The 22,051-nt window shown below is 67.1% G+C and carries 22 protein-coding genes and 2 pseudogenes; 18 read left to right on the plus strand and 6 right to left on the minus strand.

From position 1 onward, the window contains the following. The first annotated feature begins 144 nt into the window (after positions 1-144). The 3 genes from SMIR_RS05065 to SMIR_RS05075 all read left to right on the plus strand — a co-directional run bounded on the left by SMIR_RS05065 (position 145) and on the right by SMIR_RS05075 (position 2,097). On the plus strand, positions 145-681 hold the full coding sequence (locus tag SMIR_RS05065) for a GIY-YIG nuclease family protein (protein WP_249938361.1): 537 nt from the start codon (positions 145-147) through the stop codon (positions 679-681). Positions 682-847: 166 nt separating this feature from the next. Then, complete coding sequence (locus SMIR_RS05070) at positions 848-1,678, plus strand: IS5 family transposase (protein WP_212726659.1); 831 nt, start codon at positions 848-850, stop codon at positions 1,676-1,678. After that, positions 1,675-2,097 carry a hypothetical protein gene (locus tag SMIR_RS05075; protein WP_212726660.1) on the plus strand — a complete coding sequence of 141 codons (423 nt, stop codon included), beginning with the start codon at positions 1,675-1,677 and terminating at the stop codon, positions 2,095-2,097. The genes SMIR_RS05070 and SMIR_RS05075 overlap by 4 nt, the downstream gene beginning before the upstream one ends. Positions 2,098-2,180: 83 nt before the next feature. On the opposite strand, the gene SMIR_RS05080 is transcribed toward SMIR_RS05075, so the two are convergent. Further along, the gene (locus SMIR_RS05080; protein ID WP_212726661.1) at positions 2,181-2,858 is read right to left on the minus strand and encodes a DUF6308 family protein; all 678 of its coding nucleotides are present in this window, start codon (positions 2,856-2,858) and stop codon (positions 2,181-2,183) included. A 220-nt stretch (positions 2,859-3,078) separates the two neighbouring features. Between SMIR_RS05080 and SMIR_RS43280 the strand changes: the two genes are divergently transcribed. Then, on the plus strand, positions 3,079-3,585 hold the full coding sequence (locus SMIR_RS43280; RefSeq protein ID WP_249938362.1) for a helix-turn-helix domain-containing protein: 507 nt from the start codon (positions 3,079-3,081) through the stop codon (positions 3,583-3,585). A gap of 131 nt (positions 3,586-3,716) precedes the next feature. Here SMIR_RS43280 and SMIR_RS05090 read toward each other — a convergent pair whose 3' ends face one another. Then, a complete protein-coding gene (locus SMIR_RS05090) occupies positions 3,717-4,316 on the minus strand; it encodes a toll/interleukin-1 receptor domain-containing protein (protein ID WP_212726662.1) in 600 nt (199 codons plus the stop codon). 294 nt (positions 4,317-4,610) lie between these two features. On the opposite strand from SMIR_RS05090, the pseudogene SMIR_RS05095 reads away from it, so the two are divergent. From SMIR_RS05095 to SMIR_RS05105, 3 genes and pseudogenes are all read left to right on the plus strand, one after another. Continuing rightward, positions 4,611-5,207, plus strand: a pseudogene (locus SMIR_RS05095) (zinc-binding dehydrogenase); the annotation flags it as partial. 172 nt (positions 5,208-5,379) lie between these two features. Then, positions 5,380-5,751: a DUF2255 family protein gene (locus tag SMIR_RS05100; protein WP_212726663.1), complete on the plus strand. Its 372-nt coding sequence runs from the start codon at positions 5,380-5,382 to the stop codon at positions 5,749-5,751. A 55-nt stretch (positions 5,752-5,806) separates the two neighbouring features. Continuing rightward, positions 5,807-5,965, plus strand: a pseudogene (locus tag SMIR_RS05105) (alcohol dehydrogenase catalytic domain-containing protein); the annotation flags it as partial. 421 nt (positions 5,966-6,386) lie between these two features. Here the strand turns inward: SMIR_RS05105 and SMIR_RS05110 are convergent. After that, positions 6,387-6,719, minus strand: coding sequence for a hypothetical protein (locus SMIR_RS05110; protein ID WP_212726664.1), 333 nt, complete (start codon positions 6,717-6,719; stop codon positions 6,387-6,389). A 578-nt stretch (positions 6,720-7,297) separates the two neighbouring features. Between SMIR_RS05110 and SMIR_RS05115 the strand changes: the two genes are divergently transcribed. The 5 genes from SMIR_RS05115 to SMIR_RS05130 all read left to right on the plus strand — a co-directional run bounded on the left by SMIR_RS05115 (position 7,298) and on the right by SMIR_RS05130 (position 10,095). Beyond that, positions 7,298-8,386 (plus strand): ComEC/Rec2 family competence protein, encoded by a 1,089-nt coding sequence (locus SMIR_RS05115; RefSeq protein WP_212726665.1) that lies wholly within the window; start codon positions 7,298-7,300, stop codon positions 8,384-8,386. Continuing rightward, a complete protein-coding gene (locus SMIR_RS05120) occupies positions 8,387-9,142 on the plus strand; it encodes a hypothetical protein (protein ID WP_212726666.1) in 756 nt (251 codons plus the stop codon). A gap of 66 nt (positions 9,143-9,208) precedes the next feature. Continuing rightward, positions 9,209-9,394: a Mu transposase domain-containing protein gene (locus SMIR_RS44855; protein ID WP_422664509.1), complete on the plus strand. Its 186-nt coding sequence runs from the start codon at positions 9,209-9,211 to the stop codon at positions 9,392-9,394. 42 nt (positions 9,395-9,436) lie between these two features. Continuing rightward, a complete protein-coding gene (locus SMIR_RS43285; RefSeq protein WP_249938363.1) occupies positions 9,437-9,643 on the plus strand; it encodes a hypothetical protein in 207 nt (68 codons plus the stop codon). 17 nt (positions 9,644-9,660) lie between these two features. Next, a complete protein-coding gene (locus SMIR_RS05130) occupies positions 9,661-10,095 on the plus strand; it encodes an ATP-binding protein (protein WP_249938364.1) in 435 nt (144 codons plus the stop codon). A 60-nt stretch (positions 10,096-10,155) separates the two neighbouring features. Here the strand turns inward: SMIR_RS05130 and SMIR_RS05135 are convergent, their stop codons facing one another. Beyond that, positions 10,156-11,715: an ISL3 family transposase gene (locus SMIR_RS05135; RefSeq protein ID WP_283959546.1), complete on the minus strand. Its 1,560-nt coding sequence runs from the start codon at positions 11,713-11,715 to the stop codon at positions 10,156-10,158. On the opposite strand from SMIR_RS05135, the gene SMIR_RS43290 reads away from it, so the two are divergent. Then, positions 11,605-12,240 (plus strand): ATP-binding protein, encoded by a 636-nt coding sequence (locus tag SMIR_RS43290; protein WP_249938366.1) that lies wholly within the window; start codon positions 11,605-11,607, stop codon positions 12,238-12,240. The genes SMIR_RS05135 and SMIR_RS43290 overlap by 111 nt on opposite strands. Next, entirely contained in the window at positions 12,230-12,871 is a 642-nt protein-coding gene (locus SMIR_RS05145; protein WP_212726667.1) for a hypothetical protein, read from the plus strand. The genes SMIR_RS43290 and SMIR_RS05145 overlap by 11 nt, the downstream gene beginning before the upstream one ends. Positions 12,872-12,895: 24 nt before the next feature. Here the strand turns inward: SMIR_RS05145 and SMIR_RS05150 are convergent, their stop codons facing one another. After that, positions 12,896-13,468, minus strand: coding sequence for a suppressor of fused domain protein (locus SMIR_RS05150; RefSeq protein ID WP_212726668.1), 573 nt, complete (start codon positions 13,466-13,468; stop codon positions 12,896-12,898). A gap of 220 nt (positions 13,469-13,688) precedes the next feature. On the opposite strand from SMIR_RS05150, the gene SMIR_RS05155 reads away from it, so the two are divergent. After that, entirely contained in the window at positions 13,689-14,282 is a 594-nt protein-coding gene (locus SMIR_RS05155) for a hypothetical protein (RefSeq protein ID WP_249938367.1), read from the plus strand. Between the two features lie 311 nt (positions 14,283-14,593). After that, on the plus strand, positions 14,594-15,061 hold the full coding sequence (locus SMIR_RS05160; RefSeq protein WP_212726669.1) for a hypothetical protein: 468 nt from the start codon (positions 14,594-14,596) through the stop codon (positions 15,059-15,061). 63 nt (positions 15,062-15,124) lie between these two features. Here the strand turns inward: SMIR_RS05160 and SMIR_RS43295 are convergent, their stop codons facing one another. Then, the gene (locus SMIR_RS43295) at positions 15,125-16,480 is read right to left on the minus strand and encodes a NucA/NucB deoxyribonuclease domain-containing protein (protein WP_249938611.1); all 1,356 of its coding nucleotides are present in this window, start codon (positions 16,478-16,480) and stop codon (positions 15,125-15,127) included. 650 nt (positions 16,481-17,130) lie between these two features. Between SMIR_RS43295 and SMIR_RS05170 the strand changes: the two genes are divergently transcribed. Next, positions 17,131-18,165 (plus strand): IS110 family RNA-guided transposase, encoded by a 1,035-nt coding sequence (locus SMIR_RS05170; protein ID WP_249938368.1) that lies wholly within the window; start codon positions 17,131-17,133, stop codon positions 18,163-18,165. A gap of 694 nt (positions 18,166-18,859) precedes the next feature. Continuing rightward, entirely contained in the window at positions 18,860-22,048 is a 3,189-nt protein-coding gene (locus tag SMIR_RS05175; RefSeq protein WP_212726670.1) for a hypothetical protein, read from the plus strand. Positions 22,049-22,051 lie beyond the last annotated feature (3 nt).

The raw sequence follows: 22,051 nt of genomic DNA on the forward strand, positions 1-22,051 counted from the left end.
GCTGCCATAGGGCCGGGCCGCCGCCCTGGTACGTCCGGTCCCCTGGGGAAGGCCACCGACGAATCGGCACCTGACCGCCACTTCTGCACGGGCCGGAAGCGGACGAATGCTCGTCGCACCTAGGGTGCTCTTATGCGCGACGACGTGACCATTCAGAAGGCCACAGCCGATCTGTTCTCCGCACCCCGCTCCCTCAGCCGCTCGGCTACCGCCCTGCCCACGACCGCAGGGGTGTACGCCTGGTGGGCGCCGCCCGAGGTCCTGGCTTGCTTCACCGGACCGGTCAACTCGGGCGATGCCGGACGCCGGCTGCTCTACCTGGGCAAGGCCAGCCGACTGCGGTCCCGCGTCGTGTCTAACCACCTGAGGGACTCCGGACGGTCCACCCTGCGCCGGACCCTGGCCGGACTCCTCATGCCAACCGAGGGCTATCGCACTACCTGGACCGACCGTGTCGTCCTGTTCCCCAAGGACGAGCAGCGCCTCACCCACTGGATGCACCAACACCTCACCCTCACCTGGAGTGAGCACGCCGACCCTGTCCCAGTGGAGAAGGAACTGATCTCCAATCTGCACCCGCCGCTGAATGTCGACGGAGCGGAACATGGCGCCACCCGGGACAGCGTCAAACAGGCACGAGCCTTCTACTACGCCAGTGCCGGCCCGCGTCCGGACAAGTAGCCAGCATTCGCTGATCGGCCCTCAGCGGCCTCGTCGACGCTCCTCTGCCACCTCATCACCTCTCAGAGTGCGGGATGTGGCGTTCCGCCCGGCTTGTCATCGCTCGATGGTGTGACGTTGGGGCATCGCTGCCGGTCAGGCGTTCGGGGTTCGCTTGAGTTGTGGCATGAGCATGCGCAAGCCGTACCCGAGCGATCTCACCGATGAGCAGTGGGAGCTCGTCGAACCCGTGATCACGGCATGGAAGGCCCGGCATCCGTCGGTCAGCGGGCATCAGGGGAAGTACGCGATGCGGGAGATCGTGAACGCCATCCTCTACCAGAACCGCACGGGTTGTCAGTGGGAGTTCCTGCCCCATGACATGCCCCCGCCCGGAGCGGTGAAGTACTACTTCTACCTCTGGCGCGACGAGGGCACCGACCAGGACATTCACGACCTGCTGCGCTGGCAGCTGCGGGAGAAGCGGAAACGATTAGCCGACCCGAGCCTGGTGGTCCTGGACACGCAGAGCATCCACGTGGCCGTCGGCGTCCCGGCCACGACGACGGGCCGGGACGCCGCGAAAAGGGTGCCGGGCAGGAAGAGATGCCTGGCCGTGGACGTGCTGGGCCTCGTCATTGACTGCGTCGTCCTGCCCGCCTCCGCGCACGAGAACACCGCCGGCATCGCCCTGCTGGACGCTGTCACCGAGCAGTGCGACACGGTGAAAAAGGCCCTGGTCGACCAGGGCTTCAAGAAGAAGGTCGTCGAGCACGGCAAGAACGTGGGTATCGACGTCGAGATCGTCGAGCGCAACCCGGACGACAAGGGCTTCGTTCCACAGGCCAAACGGTGGATCGTGGAGCAGACGAACGGGATCCTGATGTTCTACCGCCGTCTCGTACGCGACTACGAACACCGCCCCGCCTCCTCCCGCTCCCGCGTTCTGTGGGCGATGGCCTCCGTCATGAGCCGTCGCCTCACCGGAGCCACCAGCGCCTCCTGGAGGACCGCATGAGCGAGAACCCGCAGGTCAAAGTCATCCTGGAACACATCGAGACCCGCGAACGCGAACTGGACGACCAGGCCGGGCAGTTCCGGGCCCGCATCGAAGAGCTCACCCGGCAGCTCGGCGAACTCGACGCGGAGAGCGAGAACCTGCGCATCACCCGCAAGACCCTCCTCACTCTCCCGCTGCCCTCACCCTCCACCGGGCCGGACCGCCCCGACATCCCGGACCACCCCGCCTACCAGCAGATCCTTACCGCCCTGACCGACGCGGGCCGGCCGATACGCGCCCGCGACCTCTGCCAGGCCCTCGACCTGCCGATCCTCCCGAAGAACACCGAAGGCATCCGCTGCAAACTGAAACGCCTGGTCAGCCGGGGCATCCTCATCGAACCCGAACCCGGCCTGTTCGCCTGCCCCGGCGCCTGAGGACCACCCCCCACCCGCGACCAGCGGCCCTTCCCCAACCTCAACCACGAAACGGACAAGAGCCCACGTTCCGCACTCTCAGTTCATCGCAACCTGCCCTGCCGGCCTTGATGCATCCAGGCGATGACGTCGAACACACGCAGGACGCCGATGTCCTCACCGATACCCGCCTTGTCGCGGAGACGGACCAACTGATCGTGGAGGGCGCCGTTGTCCGCCCGCAAGGCCGCAGCCAGCGCGGCCCAGAAGGAGTGGTCCGTCTTCGGCCGCTCGAAGAATTGCTTGATGCGGATGTCGTAGATGGGGATCAGGTGGGGACGCTTGCGGGCCAGCAATTTGCCTGCGACAACCGGGCCGCTGCCGTCGGGCTTGCTGGGGTGCTGCTTGCTGCCGGCCAGGCGTTCCCACAACTCCCACGCGGGTCCGCCCTCCGCTATGAGCGCATCGCTTCCAGGATTCTCCAAACGTGCGCCACGAGGGACAAGCGACAGCAGGCGCGCCCAGTGCCCGTCGGGGTCGGTCACCAAGTTAATTGCCCCGTGCGGCTCGAGGGAGACACTGAGCGTGGTGATGGCCACCAGGTCGTTGCTGTCGAAGCGGTCCGCGACGTGCTCGGCGTCCCCGCCCCCGCCCACGCGCTCAAAGTGCGCACCGGAATAGAACAGGTCACCGCGTGAGCGTCGTCGGGTGAAGTACTCGACCAGCAGGCGCACTCCCTTCTCCTCGTCCCAGTAGATCTCTGGGATCTCCAGTTCGATCACCGAGCAGCCCTCCAACTACCTTGCGACCACTGATGTGTCGGTGGACGGTACACCAGATGAAACCAGACGGCGGCTCAGACGGAAGTGGCTGCCAAAACGAGTAAGACGCGGGGCCAGCGCTGCAACAGCCGGTCACATGAGTGGGCGCAGACAGCTTCGAAGCGGAGCAACATAGCGCAGGATCGCCCATTAGCCAAACCGGCGATCCCGCGGATCATTGATGGTCCACCGCCACTATCTGCCCGTACGTCGAAAGGGATCCCCAAGACGGCCATCATTCAACGCGTCACGCTTCCGTCAGCGCTCTGCGCTGCACAGCTCCAAGTGCCGTGGGAGCTCAAGGTCACCTTGGTCCACTGACTCGCCTCAGGCATCGACGCCGCACGTTTTCGGCAGTTTCAAACCTCATCGGCTGCACGCAAGCAGCACCGTCCTAAATATTGGAGAATCCGAATTGCACGGACAGATAAATGAGGTGCAAGGCACCCGATACAGCCCTACGCGCATCCGCGCCACCTGGGACGGAACGGGGAGCGTGGAGGACGCTTCGAAGGTATTGGGATTCTCGCGGGCGAAGGGCTACGACCTGGTACGCCGCGGGGAGTTCCCATGCCGCGTGCTACGCATCGGCCGTACGACACGTGTGGTCACGGCATCCTTGCTGCGCGTGCTCGAAAGCGGAGATCCGGAGTACAACGGTGCCGCCAGGTGCCACACGACCTCGTAGCCCTCTGCGCGACGAGGCCCCGCGGGAGCATCTCCAGCGGGGCGTCGTCGTCTCACCACTGCCCCTATGACGAGGGCCAACGCCACGGCGCGTTGGCCCTGACGAAACTCTGTGCGGTGTGCGCGGTGTAGTCAGACTTCGCCGCCCTCGTCCCACCCACATTCAGTACAACGAACTCCCGCGTACATGTCGTCTCGGACGTGATCAACGGCGCTCCAGCCTTCCAACTTCGAACTTGGAGCTCCGCACCGGGGACAGCCAACGATGACGCCGAACCCATGGAAGTACCTGTACTCCAGTCCGGACTCCTCAACCGTCCGCTGCATCGTCTTCACGAGTTCTGCTTGGGAGTCCACACCTACGAGTTCCCGAGCAGCTCGATCGACATCACCGTCAACCACGGAAACCCACATGATCGGCTCAAGGAGCGGCGGAAGCGGGGTGTCGTCGAGGACAACCGGGATGACGCGGACAGAGTCATCCCGCAGTCGCCGTGTGAGGGCGGCCTCCCACTCTGTGTTCACCCAAGGGGACTTCGAAGAGTTGGCGGACCAGAAGACCATGACGGTGTCTACGAGCCCCAGCGCCTCGTTGACCTTGCCGGGGATCCGATCCCCAGGTCGGATCTTCCATGAATCGAGCCAGACGTCCACGCCGAGCAGCCGCAAGCGGGCGGCAAGTGGCGTCACTTGGGGCTTGTCGCGGTGGTTGTGAGAGATGAAGGCGTGCACGAACACAGCCTCCCACCGAGGGCTCCACCAGATAGGGAAAATCGTCAAACTGACGAGATCGCGCGTCTGGCTCGTCGCCCGCGCAGTCGACCTCACCGTCCGGGACGTGAAGGAACGCGAGTTGGACACCACCCGGCAGGCCAACCGCTGCAGTAGGGCCAGTCCCCCGGCTCAGCCAGTCTGAAGCTGCCAGTGGGTCCAAGAAGTCTTCCAGCGTACCGAGAGGCGCCATCAGAGATCTCCGCACCAGCCTCATGCCGCGCATCCCGCGAAACCCGGTCTCAAGCAGCGGCAGCCGCTCCGCTACTGTGCGCCGGCATCACCGTGTACGCCCCTCTCAAGCGATTCGGCGCCCGTCAGGGCACCAAGGTCGCCGTCGTCGGCCTCGGCGGCCCGGGTCACCTCGGCGTGAAGATGGCCAAGGCCATGGGCGCCGACGTGACCGTCCTGTCCCAGTCCGACAGCAAGCGCGGGGCCGCCACGGCTCTCGGCGCGGACCACTACGCCGTGACCGGCGACGGCTCGGCGTCCGAGCTGGCGAACACCTTCGACATCATCCTCAACACCGTCAGCGCGCCGGTGTCGCTCCCCGACTACCTCGGGATGCTGCGCCTGCACGGCACCATGGTGAACGTCGGAGTGACGACCGAGCCGATGCCGATGGACGTCCTCACTCTGCGCCAGAACGGGCGGTCCTACGTGGGGTCGCTGTTCGGTGGCATCGCCGAGACGCAAGAGATGCTCGACTTCGCGGCCGAGCACGGGGTGACGGCCGACATCGAGATGATCGGCGCGCAGGACATCAACACCGCCTACGAGCGGATCCTCGCCTCCGACGTCCGCTACCGGTTCGTGATCGACGGCGCGACCTTCGCCGATCTGAAGGCGTGACGCGCGCCCGCGCACCGCGAAGTGCCGTCACAGCCCGGGCCGACGACGCCGACGCGGCGCTGGTCGTCGAGTCGCGCCACGCCGGCGACCTCCGCAGGGCGACAACCGCCAGGACTCACCCCTCGGCGCCCCGCAGAAGACTGAACACCGCTACCCACGGAAGGTGGGGACTATGACCACCTGGAACGACTCGGATCTCATGAAGGTCGGCGTGGCGGAGGAACTGGACCTTGAGTCCGAACGCGCCGACGGCACACTCCGCGCCCCGGTGACCATGTGGGTCGTGCGGGCGGTCTACCACATCTACGTCCGCTCGGTCAAGGGCGTGGACGGCCCGTGGAACCGGGGCACGCAGTCGCGCCACCAGGGACGTATCGAGGCGGGAGGTGTCCGGGCCGAGGTCGCCTTCCACCAAGCCGATCCCGGCGAGTACGCCGACGTGGACGCGGCCTACCGGGAGAAGTACGGGCGGTACACGAGCATCGTCGAGCACGTCCTGACCGACCGGGCCCGCAACTCCACCCTGCGTCTCGAACCCCGCTGACCGCCCTCCCCGTAACCACCTTTCCCAAGGAGTTCCGCTCGCGCGAGCCACCCTGATGTACGCGGCCGAAGACGTACGCGTCGAAGACGTTGCCGACCCGAAAGTCCAGCAGCCCACCGACACCCCCCTCCACATGGGCCACGAGTTCCTCGGCGTCGTCGAGGAAACCGGCTCGGAGACACGCAACCTCAAGCCCGGGGACGTAGTCGTCGCCCTCAGGCCACCCCGAACGCAGGCACCCCCGCCGGAGCCAACCGACGGGGGTCCCTCACCTCTCACCTGCTATCACAGGAAGCCCCTATGGCGGGGGCCTGCATGAAGGCGGACCACATCGTGCCACGAGGGCCGAAACGGCACAGGTCACGTCCCGGCTGAGCGCAGCGCTCGGCACCGGGCGACGTGTAGCGCCACGGTCAGCTATCAGGTCAGCGCAGCGTCGCCGGCCTCGCGACGAAGCGGGCAAGATCCTCGGCGGCACCGCGGGGCAGGCCGGCGACCATCCCCTCCGGCAAAGCCGTGATCACGGCCCCCAGCCGCGCGCCGAACTCTGGCAGCAAAGCCCAGGCCGAAGCCCTGACGAGTTGAGGCGAAGTGTCGCCAAGGGGCCGACAGCGTCGGGGCTACCGTCTGCCGGTCTACTCCCGGTACAGAGTCTCCTGCAGTTCATCCATCTTCCACTCGGTGATACCGACCTTCACGGTGAAGCGGCCGTCGCTTCCTCTCCAGTCGGAGACGGGTACGTATCCATAGTCGGCAAGCTCGTCTGTCGCCGCTTCGATGATGGGCGCGTCCTGATCCGTTCCGGCACCGGGATCGGCCGTGGCGGGCAGCCTGAACGAGAGCGTCTCCATGGAGGCAGCGGATCCCAGCGATCCCTCATCGATCATTGTGATCGAATAATCGCCCGGACCGGTCATTTCGACGTACGCCGTGGCCCACCCGTTGAAGTCGAGGGATTCCGCAAGCATTTGGGTTACTCCTGTTTCTGCTATGCCGGGGTCTCCTCGGTGGCATTCCCGGTGGACTGATAGCCGCAGGAGGGGCACCGGTAGTTGACCAGGTATGTCGTTCGGATCGCCGGGTATCGTTCCTCACGCTCGCGGCAGACGAAGGCCCGAATCGACCAGCGGTATCACTTGACCGGCGGGGCGAAGAGCTCCGAATTGCCCGGCGCGGGTGGTGAACCCAACGGGGAGGAAGCCCACGGTGCTCAGGAGGCGGCCGTGATCCCTGCGACGGGTCGCGGCCTGCAGCCCGAAGGCCGGGGTGGAAAGGTGGCCGAGGTACTGCCCCAACCGCAGGCGTCCGCACGGCTTGGTGTGGGACGACCTGACGCCCGAGAAGTTTGCGGCCATGCGCCATTCCCCTGACGAAGCATCGGTCTCGTAACTGACCAGGGTGCTCCGACTCCCCCTTGACCCGTGGGACTTACTGCGACAGAAGCAACAACTTGCGCTAGCGAGACCAAAGTTATGTCCCCATAGCATAGTCACAGTGAGTGGTAAAATCGCACGGAACACAACGACGTGTGACAGGCGGGTCCTCAGTGGGCTACGAGATAGATTTCCTCCCCGTCGGGGAGGAGTCGAGCGGTGGCGATGCCATCGCTCTTCGTTATGGCAACCTCCACGGTCCGCGAGAAGAGCAGACCGTGATCGTGATCGACGGCGGCTACCTCGACGCCGGCGAAGCGCTCGTCGAGCACATCCGCACGCACTACGACACCGGCATCGTTGACCTTGCCGTTTCAACCCACCCAGACAGGGATCACATCAACGGGTTGCGGAAGGTCCTGGAGGAGATGACCGTCAAGAAGCTCCTTATGCACCAGCCGTGGAGCCATTCATCGGACATGGCACGGTCCAAGATGCTCCTCTCCTACAACGCGCGGTCGCTGCGTACCGAGCTGAGGGATTCGCTTCAGGGTGCGACGGACCTTGAAGAAGTCGCCAAGGCGCAGGGCGTGCCCATCGAGGAACCGTTCCTGGACTGGACGAGTGATGACGGCGTCCTCCGTATCCTCGGGCCCACCGAGGACTACTACCGGGAGCTGCTGGCGGAGATCGTCGAGCCCGACTCCCTACAGGAGGCCAAGAAGAGCTGGGAAGCCGCCATCCGGCAGATGCTTGCCAGAATGGTGCCGGAGACGCTCTGGACAGAAACGCTGAGCGAGGACGGGGAGACATCCGCCAAGAACAACACCAGCGCCATCTGCCTCCTGGAGGTCGACGGCCGGAAGCTGTTGTTCACCGGAGATGCTGGAATCCCCGCGCTCGGGCAAGCGCTCGACGTCCTCGAAGACGAGGGCTTCCAGCCCGGGAGCCTTGATTTCGTGCAGGTTCCGCACCATGGCAGCCGCCGCAACGTCAGTCCGTCGCTCCTTGACCGTCTACTCGGACCCAAGGGGCAGACGGTCGTTATCGGATCTGCCTACGCGTCCGTGCCCAAGAAGAACCCAGAGCACAAGCACCCCGCGAAGAAGACGACGAACGCTTTTCGCCGACGGGGGTATCCCGTGCACCTGACTGCGGGAGTGACCAAGTGTTCCGCCTACGACGCACCTCCTCGTGAAGGGTACGGTGCTTCAACTCCCGAGCCACTTCATACCGAAGTAGAAGACAGCGGGGACGCGTAGGTGCTGTGGCTCGACGACTACGAGCGCCGGGCGCGGCTTGCGCCCGGCCTCCTAGCCCTGCTGCCGGTCAGCGTTGCTCTGGCGGTCCTTGGCCTCAGCAAGGCTCCGGTTGTTGTATCGGTTCTCACCGCGCTCTCGCTGGCCGGCGGCCCGATCGTCTTGGCTGAACTCGTGCGTCACCAAGGGCGGAAGGTTCAGGAGACGCTCTGGGCATCATGGGGCGGCTCCCCGACCATCCAGAAGCTCCGTCTACGGCAACAGGGACAGAACTCGCTGCAACGGGAGACCTGGCGGCAGGCCGTGTCATCCGTGGCTGGGATCGAGCTTTCGTCGGCCCGTAGCGAGCGGACAAACACGGCCAAAGCCGATGAGGCGATCGAGGTTGCCATAGGCCAGATCCGGAGCATCACCCGGGATGAAACGAAGTTTCCGCTCGTGCGTGCCGAGAACCGAAGTTATGGCTTCCACCGGAACCTCTACGGTATCCGATGGGCTGGACGAATTACCGCGCTCCTGGTGGTGCTCGGTATCCTGGGATACATGCTGTGGCTCGCGAACGTCGAGCATCAGCCTGCGCTCACGCTCGTGAATGCCCTTGCCCTTCTCGCCGCCGTTGCCTGTCTCGCTATCTGGTGGATCCTCCCTTCACCCGTGCGGATGAAGGACGCAGCAGAGAGGTACGCCTACGAGCTGCTGCAAGCTGCGGTCGTGCTCAACGCAGAGAAGGGCGAGACCACCCCTGAGGGGAGCCAGTAGCGCCGCCGTGTCTGCGAGGGCAGTTCCGCGCAGGCAGCCAACTGCACCGCCACCGGACCGCGCAGCATCGAGGATTGCGTCACCCCGCAGGGCCTGGTCGCGTTCCGTGGCAACCACTACTCGGTCCCGCCCGGACTTCCCGGCGCCCAGGTCACCGTCACGATGCGGCTGGGCGAGGACAGCCTGCGGATCGCCACCGCCGGACGGGCCGTCATCGCCCAGCACCACCGGGCGCCCGACGGTGCCGGGTAGACCGTCCGCGACGCCGGGCACGTCATCGCGCTGGAGCGAGCGGTGCTGGCCTCGTTCACCGACCGGGCGCCCTGCAAGTCGAAAGTCCGCCGCCCGCCGTCGGCGGCCGCGCTGGCCGAGGCCGAGCGCCTGCGCGGGCAGGCCACCGGCTCGACCGCCGAGCGGGTCGTGATCGACCTGTCCACCTATGCCGCCGTGGCCGACCGGCTGCGGACCGCCCCGACGCCCGAGGAGGAAACCAGCGAGTGAGCACATCACCAGCCCACATGAGTGAAGCACGCCGCTATGCGCAGTTGCGGGCTCACCTGTCCTATCTGAAGCTCAACGACGCCTTCGAGGCGCTGCCGCGGGTGCTGGACCAGGTCCGCGGGGAGAACCTGTCGATGACGGCTGCGCTGGAGCGGCTGCTGGAGATCGAGGTCGAGGCCACCGAGGCCCGGCGGTTGGCGGCACGCTTGCGGTTCGCCTGCCTGCCGGAGCCGTGGACGCTGGCGGATTTCGACTTCTCCGCGCAGCCCGGTGTCGACGAGAAGCTGATCCGGGACCTGGCCACCCTCCGCTTCCTCGACGACGCTTCCAACGCGTTGTTCGTCGGCCCGCCCGGGGTGGGCAAGACGATGCTGTCGGTCGCGCTCGGCAGGGCCGCGGTCGACGCCGGCCATCGCGTTTACTTCACCACCGCTGTCGGCGTACACGGGTGAGTGGCCCTGGCAAGATTTCCGTGAAGCCGGGGTGTGCCACCATGCGCCGGTGACGTTCCGTCACAGGTAGCGGCGTCGGAGCGAGGCCATGAGGATGACGCGGTGGCGAAGCAACCGCACCCCCGCACGTCCAGCCATGATCCGTTTCTGGAGTTTCAGGTCGGTGATGCGGCCTTCGTTGACGCCGGAGTTGAACCGGGTGGTGATGCCCTGCACTACTGCGTGCTGGTCTTCGCGGATGGCCTTGGCCAAGCTGGCCAGTGCTGGGAGATGGGAAGCGGCGAGTTCTTCGAGCCAGCCAGGCAGAGAGGTGGCGTCGCGGGCGTCGAGCATGGCGGCGAACTGACGCACCAGGTCGTGGGTGCGGTCCAGCTCCGGGCAGCGTTTGAGCAGCCGTCGGAGTGCCTCGGTGGCGTGGAGGCTGCGCCGTGATGGCTCGGTGGTGATCCAGCGGGCGACTTCGCGGGGCGAAGGCGGCCGCTCGCGTGGGGTGTCGATCGGCAGGCCGCGGCGGAGCGGCGCGATGGCCATCTTGACCCGCTGGTAGTTGCCGCGGTAGCCCTTAGCGACGATCTCCTGGTGCAGCACGGTCGCGGTGTGCTCGCCCTCCTCCCACCGCTGCCTCAAGTACTCCAGGTAGGGGTCGAGGCTGGTTGGCCGACGGGGCCGGGGACGGCGAACGCATTCCTGCCAGGTGGCGGCTCGCGCGTATTTGCCCACGGTGCGTCGGTTCAGGCCCAGTTCGCGGGCTGCGGCGTTGAGCGAGCGGCCGGTGTCGGTCGCCGCGTGCACCGCCTCGAACAGTCGTTTCGCATGACGGCGGGCAGGGGTGTCGTCACTGTCGGACGGTCCCGCCGAGTTCGCCGATGGCGGTGGGGGTTCGGGGTCCCCCATCGCGGCGGGCAGGCAGCCGCGATGGGCGGCGGCAATGTCCCCGACCCGCTTCGACAGGCCCTGCCACAGGTGGAAGCGGTCGCTGACCTGCACCGCTTCCGGTGCGCCTTCGGCGATGCCCTGCCGGTATATGAGCGAGCCGTCCCGGCAGACCACCTCGACACCGGGGTGGGTCCGCAGCCAGGCGGCCAGCGGCCCGGCGTCTCGCCCGGCCCACAGCTCGATGGGCAGCCTGGTATCGGCATCCACCAGCAGGGTTCCGTAGACGTCTGCGTACAGCGCGAAGTCGTCCACGCCCAGCACCCGCGGGGTCGGTGCCGGCGGAAGCGGCAGGCGCATCAAGTGGAACAGCACGCTGGTCCGCGACAGCGGCACCTTCAGTATCTGCAGGAGCCGGGCCCCGCCGCGGCCGGCGAGCAGCACCCCGGCCATCTCCACCAGGTGCTGCAGCAGTGGACTGCGGCGCTGGTAGCGCGCCGTCAGCCCCTCGACCTGCTCGGCGAACGTCCGCCGACCGCAGCCCGGACCGTCGCAGAACAACCGCCTCACCGACAGCCCGATCAGCACCGGGCGTCCACCGACAGCGACATCGGCCAGCGTGCGGCCATAGCGACTATGCACCCGCGCAGAACCGCGACCGCAGTCCGGACACGCCACCGCCGACTCGCCGGTGCAGGCCGCAATGCGGACCACACCGCCCGCTACCCACACTCGTTCCACCCGCACCGCATCGAGGTGCGGAGCCGTGATCCCTACGAGGTCGTCACACTTGCTGACAGTGCCACTACCTGTGACGGAACGTCACCGGCGCATGGTGGCATACCCCGGCTTCACGGAAATCTTGCCAGGGCCTCTTATCCGTGTACGCCGACAACCGCGGCCGAGCTCGCGGCCAAGTGCCACAAGGCCGCGCTCGATGGCCGGTGGAAGACCTGCATGAACTTCTTCGCAGGTCCCAGGCTTTTGATCATCGACGAGCTCGGCTATCTCCCGCTGCCCGAGGACGGCGCCTCCGCACTGTTCCAGGTGATCAACCAGAGGTATCTGAAGTCGAGCACGATCTTGAGCACCAACGTCGGCATTGCTGATTGGGCCTCGGCGTTTGGGGACGCGACCGTTGCCGCGGCGATGCTGGACCGGCTCCTGCACCGGGCCACGGTGGTCGGGATCGACGGCCCGTCCTACCGGCTCCGCCACCACCAAAGCCACGCCGAGACGCTTCGTCAGGGAGTGAACGCCCGTGTCTCTTGAACCCACCAGCCCCGCAAGCGAATTCGACCGCACCTGCCCCGAGTGCGGCGCCGGTTTCACGGTCGACTCAGCGGCCAGCCGCCGCAAATACTGCTCGCCGGCCTGCCGCGAGAAAGGATGCGCGCACCTGCCCAAGCAGCGGGTCTGCCCGCAGTGCGACAAGGAGTTCACCACCGACCTGAGCCGGAAGAGGAAGTTCTGCTCGGCCGAGTTCCTGGTCGCCTTCCGTCGCAGCGAGGAACAGAAAGAGGCCCGCCTCTGTCCGGTCTGCGACAACCCCTTCCAGGCACCGAAAACCGTCCGCACCATCTACTGCTCGATGGTCTGCCGCCAGGAGGCCGAACGCGTGCGTGACCAGGCCCTGAACGAGGAGCGGGACCGCCGCCTCGCCCAGATGGCACCGCCCGCGCTGCCGACCCGGATCGAGTTGCCGCCACCGCCGCCACCGGCCCGCACGAGCACGCGGCAGCAGGCACCGGTCCGGGACCCGCTGGAGCCGACCGCGACACGGAACTGCCCGCACTGCCAGCAGCCGATCACGATCGTCGCGCTGCTGGCCACCCCGGAGGCCGCGAGGCCGACCATGCCCCACCACCGCACCGACGTCGTCCCACTGAGGCGGACGCCCTGAGCAGGCCCTCCATCCGTCCCCGGCTCATAGATCGAGTTGGGGACGGTCGGGGTCGAGGAGATCGGGGTCCTGGCGAACCAGTGCGTCCTCGAATGCCTCCCAGCCCTTCTCGCGAATGAAGGCGGTCTCCTCAGCCGTGATGGGGATCAGCCAGACGATGGCGACATCACTGCCGTTCTCGACGGTGACCGAGAAGAAGTCGTCGTCGAAGTAGACAGGCAGCCCTGCATAGAGGCACGTCATGACTCCACCGGGCAGCGGAGCGGGAAGCGGAAGCACGTCGCCGCGCAGGATCGCCCGGCCGCTCGCCACCAGCTGCCCGGCGACGTATTCCAGAACCTCGGGAAAGTGCCCATAGCCCGTAGTGCGGCTGGCGTTCTCGCAGGCCAGCAGCTCCAAGTGGAAGTGACGGTCCGAAGTCGGGTCCCACAACGGAGTACGAGACAGGCCGATCGTCGCGAACGCCTGGGCGCCCGAGAGCTGACCCTCCCGGAAACACGCCACCTGAGGAGTGCCCTGCGGGGCGCCTGCGGGCGGGGACCAGGCACCGAGCATGCGCCCGAGTCTGCTCTCAAGATGGTCTATGAGCTCCGGCATCAGGTCTCCAGTCTGGCTTCCGAGCACGTCAGGGCCCGGCGATGACCAATGATCCCCTGGACAGTAACGATCACGCAGAGACGGGGGCCAGTCAGGTCGAACCACGCGCACCATCCCGACTGCCCCTCACCGACCATGAGGGCCCGGCGACCTTCGGTCGCCGGGCCCTCAACATCTCGCCGAGGCTCCACGATCGCTGATCTGGGCCATCCCCAGTCGCATGAAAGCCGGACCATCCGAGGAAGAAGATCCAGGCTGGCCGATTTCAAGAATCGCCATCACTGTGCAGTCGACCGTTTCATGGCCGGTGTTCCGGCGCTTCGTCGGCGCTTTCGCGGCCGGCGTGGCCCTGGCCGCAACCTCAGGGTGCACGGTGGCCGTCGATGCCGTGGCTGGCATCTCCGTGACCGACGACGGCCATCTGCTCGGCGTCATGATGGTCTGCGGGCATCAGATCGATGGCGCGACCCTCTACGTAGACAGCACCGACGTCGACAGCGAGGTGACGGTCGGATCATGGGCCGCCGACCGACCCCTCACGGCCGGTCTCGCCACCTGGACCCTCGATTCTCCTTCCGCCGGCTGGACCGCGACCAGATCCCTCAAACCGCTCACCGCCAAGACCACCTATGCCCTCTACGGCTGGACCAAGGACAGCTCGTGGTCATCGAGTAGCGTCTCCTTCACTCTGACCGACCGGGACCGGCTCACCCCGGGAACCGTCCGCTACGACGACGTCTCCGCCAACGGCGATGAATCCGCAATCACCGTCCCCGTAGCGGAGTTCAAAGCCAGGGCCTGCGAGAACAGTTAACTCCACGGCGCCTTGCGCCAGGCCAGCCACTCACAAGACCGCGATCAACAGCTGGAGTACTAGTACTCCAGGCGGACTTCTGCATTACTCCTGCTCAACGGCCTGGCGGTGGGGAGCGTAGCGAGGGTTTGGCATGGCTGGGGCGGTCTTGGGCCGACCGTCCCACCAACGAGTGCCCGCGCTTCCACTCTGAGGATCCAGGCCGCCAGCCAACCGCGTCCGGGCGACCGGCTGTCTGGGCGCGGTAGGCACGGGACGGGATCTACGATCCCTAGTGATGACCAGTGGTGCGTGACGTCGAAGGGACGCTCATGGCAGAGCTTGTCCGCAAGCAGCACATCGATGCGGATGTGGGGTACAACGCGTTCGGGTTGCAGGAGTCCGATGACGCGGACCTGCCGGTGCCGTTCCCTGACGACTTCGACTACGACACATTCCTCAGCACTCATCCGGGGCGGCTGGACATCACCAGCGGTGGCCACACCCACACTGCCGCCGTCACGGTCGAAGTGTGGGACGGGCCGCCGCTCGCACAAGACCCAGCCGGTTGGGACGAGCAGGCCGAAGCCGACTTCGAATCGACCAGCGGCCAGGTGGCGGTGTGGTCTATGAGCCTGGGCCGAGCCCGCGATGTCATCACGCTGGCCGATTCCGGCGGTACGTGGCAGGTCCGGGTGAGCTGTGCGGGCCGGGCTGAGGCTGCTGCTCTGTCCGACGGTGAGGGCACCGGCACGGGGGTCGAGCGCTATCTCGTCCAGTTCTGGCCGGCTGGATCCTGATTACGCGAAGTGGGGCGGGGCAGTGCCCGGCACTGCCCCGCCTCGGCAACTGGTGACACCAGGTCAGGTGACGATCTTCACGATGAAGCCGTCGTTGTCTCCGTCGATGATGCGGTTGTTGCCGTAGAAACCTTGCAGGAGATTCCCGCCGGCCCGGTTGTCGTCCTTCGGGATCGGCTTCACCGAGAAGTTGAATTTCCTGACTTCGGGGTCATAGTCGTGTTCCGCGGCCCCCTCGTAGGTGGTCGCGAAGGGGTACTCGTCGCACTCCTTGCCTCCGTTGGTGTAGTTGGCGCCCCAGTATCGTCTGCATTGCTTGACTGCCGCCTTGCGGTTGTTGTCCCTGCGGGTGGCACTCACCGTGCGGTGCAGAGGGTCCTCCACTGTCTGGCCGGGCACCTTCTTCGCCGACATGTACGGTTTGGTGTCCTGCGGGTTGATGAACGCCGTCCTGATGTGCGCGGCCTCGGCTCGTTCCTCGGCTCCCTGCTTCGCGCTCAGAACGAGCGTCGTGATGTAGCTGAAGGTGGCCGCGCCCTTCTTCGCCGGGTTGCCGCCGCCCGTGGAGTTGGCCAGGTACGACGCGGCATCCCATCGGGGCGCGAGCATGAACAGCTTGCCGCCCATGTCCCCGCTCAGCGTCCACGGGGCCGGAGGCGTGTAGCTGATGGCCGGCTCGTACACCGAGAAGAGCAGGTCCGAGTTGCCGCTGCCTTGCCCCGGCTTCGCGTTCACCGTCTCATGGAACGTGCGAAGCGCCTTCAGCTCCGCGAACGTCTTCGTGCCCGGCGCGTTCCCGCCCCGGGTGTAGTGCGCCCCGGCTGGCCAGCTCTGCGGGATGTTGCCCTTCGTCGTGATCGGCATAGACGCGGCGCCGGTCGTGCCGGTCGTCGCAAAGTCGGTGAAGTAGTACTGGAAATCGATCGTGCGGCTGTTCTTCGCGATCGTGCCGACCACACGAACGTTGAACGCGCTCTCGCCGACAACCTGTCTGTTGCGCACCCAGGTCTGCAGGAACGACGCCCCGTCACACACCGCGAACCGGGACTTCACGAAGAATTTCTTGTCGCTGCCCAGCCCCTTCTTGCACTCCTCGAACGTCATCGTCCGAGCCGGCTGCGGAGCCGTGACCCCAGCCCGGGCCGGCCCCGCAGCCTCCGAGGCCGGTACCGTGCCCGAGGCTCTGCGGGAGATGGGCGCGTACGAGGCAGCCGGACCCACCGTCTCCCGCGCCAGCCCCACCCCCGGCTCCGCCTTCGCGGCGAGTTCCCTCAGCTGCCGCACACCCTGCCCGCTCTGCAACTCTTTCAGTAACGGTGTGGCAGCACCGACCGGGAGCACATACGACTCCACTTTCAGATCGTCCCGGCCGTCCGCGCTCGCCCCTGCGGACGCCGTGGCCGACACCACAGCGAGCACGGTCAACGTCGTCAGTGCACGCGTACTACCCCGCCACGTCCAGGTCCTACCCATCAATCAAACCCCCGGAATTCAGGTGGTACCGGACCTGACGTCCCGCACCTGGTCACCCAAGACCTTCTCGAACAAAGAAGCGAAAGCAATGGCGCCACACCGGACATGTCCTGATCACGACGACATCTTGGCCGAGATCATGACGCTCCGACTCACCCCCGCTGGGGCCTGCTGAGCACCCCCACTTGCGGAAGGGCGGGGGCGCCGGCGGGTAGGGCGCTGGTGACGTGTATGCGGGGCGCCTAATTAGGCAAGGCCCGTCATGGTGGTCTGCCTCCCGCGTGGTGATGTGCTGGTGGCCGGCATCTGCCGGTCGGGCGGTCTGAACCGTGATGGCGCCTGAAAGACGGCAAAGCCCCTGACTTGTTGAATCGAGTCCAGACGCGCGGTCTGCAGCCGTAGCGTCCAGGGTGTCGGTCGGCACGGGCCCGCAGTGCCCCTTGCCGCCCATGGGCTGGCTCTCCAATAGCGTGCCGCCGCCGGCCGACACCCACGCGGTGTGGCTCGACAGAGGCGTGAAGGTGACGCAATGACTTCAAGTCAGGGTGCCCACCGCACTCTTGTTGCTGTCTCATCGAGTGCAAGGCTGGCTGCCCGTGATCCTGATCGGTGTCGATCCCCACAAGTCGTCCCACACCGCCGTCGCCGTCGACGCCGCAGGCCATCAGGTGGCTCAGCGCCGGTTCGTCGTCAACGCCGGAACCTTCCGCCAGCTGATGCGCTGGTGCGAGCAGTGGCCCGAGCGCCGTTTCGCGGTCGAGGGCGCCGGCGGCCTGGGCCGCTCGCTCGCCCAGCAGCTGGCCGCCGCGGGCGAGAACGTGGTCGACGTGCCCTCCACCCTGTCGGCCCGGGCCCGGCTCCTGGCCACCGGCGGAGACCGCAAGACCGACGCCAAGGACGCTCTCCACGTCGCCCAGGTCGCCCTCTTCCGCCACGACCTGCGACCCGTCGTGCGGGAAGACCAGACCACCATCCTGCGACTGCTGACCGAACGGCGAGACGACCTGGTCCACGAACGCACCCGCGTCCTCAACCGGCTGCACGCCGTCCTTCGCAATCTCCTGCCCGGCGGTGCCCCCACCGGGCTGTCGGCCGACAAGGCCGCTGCCGTCATGAAGGGCATCCGGCCGGTGACGGCCACCGACAACTGCCGCCGTGACATAGCCCGTGACCTGCTGGCCGACCTGCGCCACCTGGACCGGCAGGTCAAGGACAACGAGGCCGAGATGCGCGAGGCCGTCGCCGCGACCCGCACCACACTGACCACGCTGCCGGGCCTGGGCACCGTGCTGGCCGCGAAGGTCATCGGCCACATCGGGGACGTCAGCCGCTTCCCCACCGAGCACCACTTCGCCAGCTACACCGGCAGCGCCCCCCTGGACGCCTCCAGCGGCAACAACGTCCGCCACCGGCTCAACACCGGCGGCAACCGCGCGCTGAACTCGGTGCTGCACACCATCGCCGTCTGCCAGATCCGCGACGGCGGGCGCGGACAGGACTACTACCTCCGCAAGATCGCTGAGGGGAAGACCCCTTCGGAGGCCCGCAGGGCCCTCAAACGGCGCCTGTCCAACGTGGTCTACCGGATCATGAAACGAGATCAACGAAACCACCTCGCTCAAGCCGCTTGACACACAGAGGCGCTATTGGGACACGCCCTGTGGCTCGGTGACAGCAGGCACCGCCCGCAATGGCAGTCGACATGTCTGTGACAAGAAACTTCGGTCAAAGGTGTCATGAGTCAGACCCCCGCCCCGAACGGTGCTACGCAACCGTCCCACTGCCCCCAGTGCGACCGCATGACCCGACCGCTCCCGGGAGACTTCGTCCGAACCGGCAGTGAACCCGCTCTGGACGGGGTAACGATGAGTTGACTCCTCGTCCACCCGTGACCGGCATTGACGGACAGCCCAGTGGCCCGCCCTACCAGCGGCCCCTCACCGGCCATCGCACGGGCGGCCTCGAACCCTCATCCTGGGTAAACTGCCAGCCGCAAGTCCCAGAACTATTACGCGAGTTCCCTCGTCGGCTTCCTCCAGCTCCTCCACGAGGTTGGGTGCTCGATACGGAATCGAAGCCGGTAGGCCGACGCACCGCGCAAGACAACTCACCGGAGCCCGCCAAGGAATTTCCCGGAGGCAATGCACACCACACCTGACGCATTGTCGGACGCGACAGATAATCTCATCGGGTGGCCCAAGACGTCGCTGCGCCCTCGGGACGTGTGTGACTGCGCAGGCTCCAGGGGTGCTTCGGGGCGCGGTATCCGCGCCGGATGTGCCTCCTTGGGTGGATGGGTGCTGACTGTATTCGGAGGAACTGCTGGTGGCGCAGATCGACTTCCGTCTCGTCCAGACGGCGGTCATGGGAGGCCGGGATTCAGACCAGCCGGTCATCCTGCCCGAGGAGCCGCACAATCTGGATGAGTTCCGCCGCCAGTTCGGCAAGGACGACTTCTGGTGCGGCACCCTGCTCGGTGGCTGCGGCGAGCGGCTGATGACCAAGCGCTACGAAACGAAGGTCTGTCACTTCTCCCATTTCCCGGACCGCGACGGAAGCCGGGCGGCTTGTCATCGCACGGCCAACGGCGTCGACAGCGCCGATCATCTGTTCGTCAAGGCGCACGTGACGCAGTGGCTGGCGGGCCAGGGACACGCGGCGCAGGCCGAGTTGTGCAGCCTCGGGCACGGCCCCGGGGATGCCGTGGACTTCGTGCTGCGTGCCACGAATCAACGCCTGCGCTTCGAGCTGCGGCCCAACGACTACCGCAGCTGGCGTGGAACGGCGGACAGTCTGGCCGCCAAGGAAGGGCATGTCGAGTGGGTCTTCGGGCTGGAGAGCGCCATCACCCGGGATATGACGGCCCGCTACGGCTATGCCCTGCGGGTGCGGTGCGAAACCGACGGCAACAGCCGCCGGGTTCTGATCGGCACCGTCACCGAGAACCGCCCCGTCGCCTGGTCCCCGCTCGAGCAGTGCCGGATGACTGGCGACGGCCTCATCACCCCCGACCTCGACGAACTGCGTAACCGCGGGCTGATCCGCGAGGGCGCCGCGCGCCACGACGCCGTGGCCGGCAGCCTGCCGCTGCGCGGCGCCGAGATCGTCTTCGCGATCGACGGCGAGGCCCGGCCGGACACCGACTCGCCCCTCGTGGAGGGCGGTCGGTACCTGATATCCGGCTTCATCAAACCGGCCGGACATCGGATCCTCAAGGCCCAGCTCTCCTTGCCCCACGACACACCCCGCCCCACCGAGCAGTACGTGTACCGGCTGGCGGGCTCGGTGCGCCTGCTGGTCACCGAAGCCGACCGGCCGGGTGAGAACACCGGCTGGGCGGTGCGCGCGGACAGCCTCATCCAGCTCAAGGGCCTGGACGCGGAACGTACCGGCCTGTGGCGTCCCCCCGTCGCCTTGGACGAGCCCCTGCCCGCGCCGAAGCCCGCCACGCGGCCCGCCCCGGCCCCCGCCGTTCCGGTGCAGTCCCAGAGCAGCCGCACCGCCACACTGTTGCGGCGGGCTCTCGAAGACGTGGCGCGGGAGGGGGCCACCACCACGTGGAAAGAGCTGGCCGAGCGGGTCGGCCTGGATCTTGCGCACCTGCCCGATCCCAAGCGCCGGGACCTCCTCGTGGAGGTCGACAAGCCGCGAGATCGGAACCGGTCGCTGTTGTGCGTCCTGGTCCGCGCGCCCTCCGGCCGTCCCCTGTCCTATCTCGCCACCGTGCTGCGCCTGCTCCAAGTCCCTGCCCCGGCCTCGGAGTCCGCGCTGTACCGGTGGAGCGAGGAGCAGATCCGCGCGGCGCATACGGCGTACGGCCACCGTACTCCTCCTCTACCGGCATCGGCTGCCATTGCGGAGGCGCCCCGCCCCGCGGAAGTGCGGGCCGCCCAGGAACAACTGATCATCCTCAAGGCCCAGTTGGCCGTGGGCCGTGCCACGTTGCCCCACGCCACCGGCCGTCGCGCCGCCCGCCTGACCACCACGGTCAAGGACGGCGAACAGCACCAACGGCTCTACGAGACGGTCCGGCAACGCAGGCAGGAGCTGCGCGCGTGGCGACGCGAGAGCGAGCGGCTCCTGGACGACCTCGACCGCATCATTGGCCACCCTCTGCCGGCGTCTGCTCCCTCGAAGAAGAGCACGCCCGCCGTCCCGCCCGCCGCCGCGAAGAGCCCCGTCTCGCCGGGGAAGGACCAGCGCACGTTCCAGGCGCAGGCGACAGCAGACATCGCCTGTCTGACGCGGCTGTTCAAGCAGGCCCGTGATGCCGACGACCTGAACGAGGCCAGACGGATCCGCCAGGACGTCTCACGGATCGCCACGGATCGCCTGTCCGGTGAGCCACGGCAGAACCTCCTACTGCTCCGCACCGACCTGCAGACCTGGATCAACAGCCGTGAAGCAGCAGCCGCCCACGCGGCGCTGCGCACCTTGTTCGCCGACCTCGCGACGGCCGGCCCCGCCCCCACGCTTCTCGCCCTGCGCAGTGCCCTGGCCCACTCGAAGATTCTCAAACGACGCTGCCCCGGCCCCCTTCCGCAGGACCTCCACACGGCGCTCACCCGCCTGGAAGCCCAGGTCAACGGCGAATCGGTGACTCCAGACGACGGAGCCACCCTGTCGGCGACCCACCCGTCACCCAGCGGCGCGCCACCTTCCGAGTCTGCCGATTTCGCAGAAGCCCGAGCGGAGTTCGCCTGGCTCGTGAAGGAAATCCGTGCCGCGCAGGAGGCCGGCGATCTTGCTGCGGTCCAGACCGCGCGCCACTTGGCCGGACCCATCTACGGCCGGCGTCTGTCGCCCGAAGACCGGGCCACCTACACGCCGTTGATGCGCGAGGTGAAGGCGTGGTGCCAGGAACAGGATCCGAACACGGACCCGATCCTGCGCCGTATCCGTCAAGTCCTCGCCGAACTCGGCCGTGCCGGCAACGGCCTGGCCACCGAGCAACTCGCCGCATTCCTCGACGAGATCAGCTCGCTGCGCCGTCAGTTGGACCGGCGCCTACCGGTGCTCGAAGAGGTTCAGGTCAAGCGGTGGAAGCGCCAGCTCAAGGCCCGCACCTCGAGCGCGCCGCGTCGTGCCGTACCCCGCGCGGCGGACCCGGTCAAGGCCGTCCCCGGCCCCAAGGCCACCGCACCGTCTCCCCCGGACCGTCTGCCGATCGAGACCATCGACAAGCTGGCCGCCATCGCCCGGGACGTCCTCAAGGACGCGGCGCGCGGCGGCGGCTCACTTCTGACGTGGAGTGACCTGCGGCTGCGGATGGCGGGCGGGCTGCCGCACCTGCACCCGGACGACCAAGGTGAACTCCTGGTCGCCGTCGACCGGGAGACACCAGTCGGTGAACCGCTGCTGTCCACACTCGTCGCGAGCTCGGACGCCTCGCTGCACTGGCTCTACCGCCACGTCCGCTTCAGCCTCGGCCGCGAACGCATACCCGAACCAGACCTTCCCGCCCACTGGGCCACCGAAGTCCTGCGCCTGCGCCAAACCTGGCGCCACCGCTGACCT

Origin of the sequence: Streptomyces mirabilis (assembly GCF_018310535.1) — a bacterium.
GTDB lineage: Bacteria > Actinomycetota > Actinomycetes > Streptomycetales > Streptomycetaceae > Streptomyces.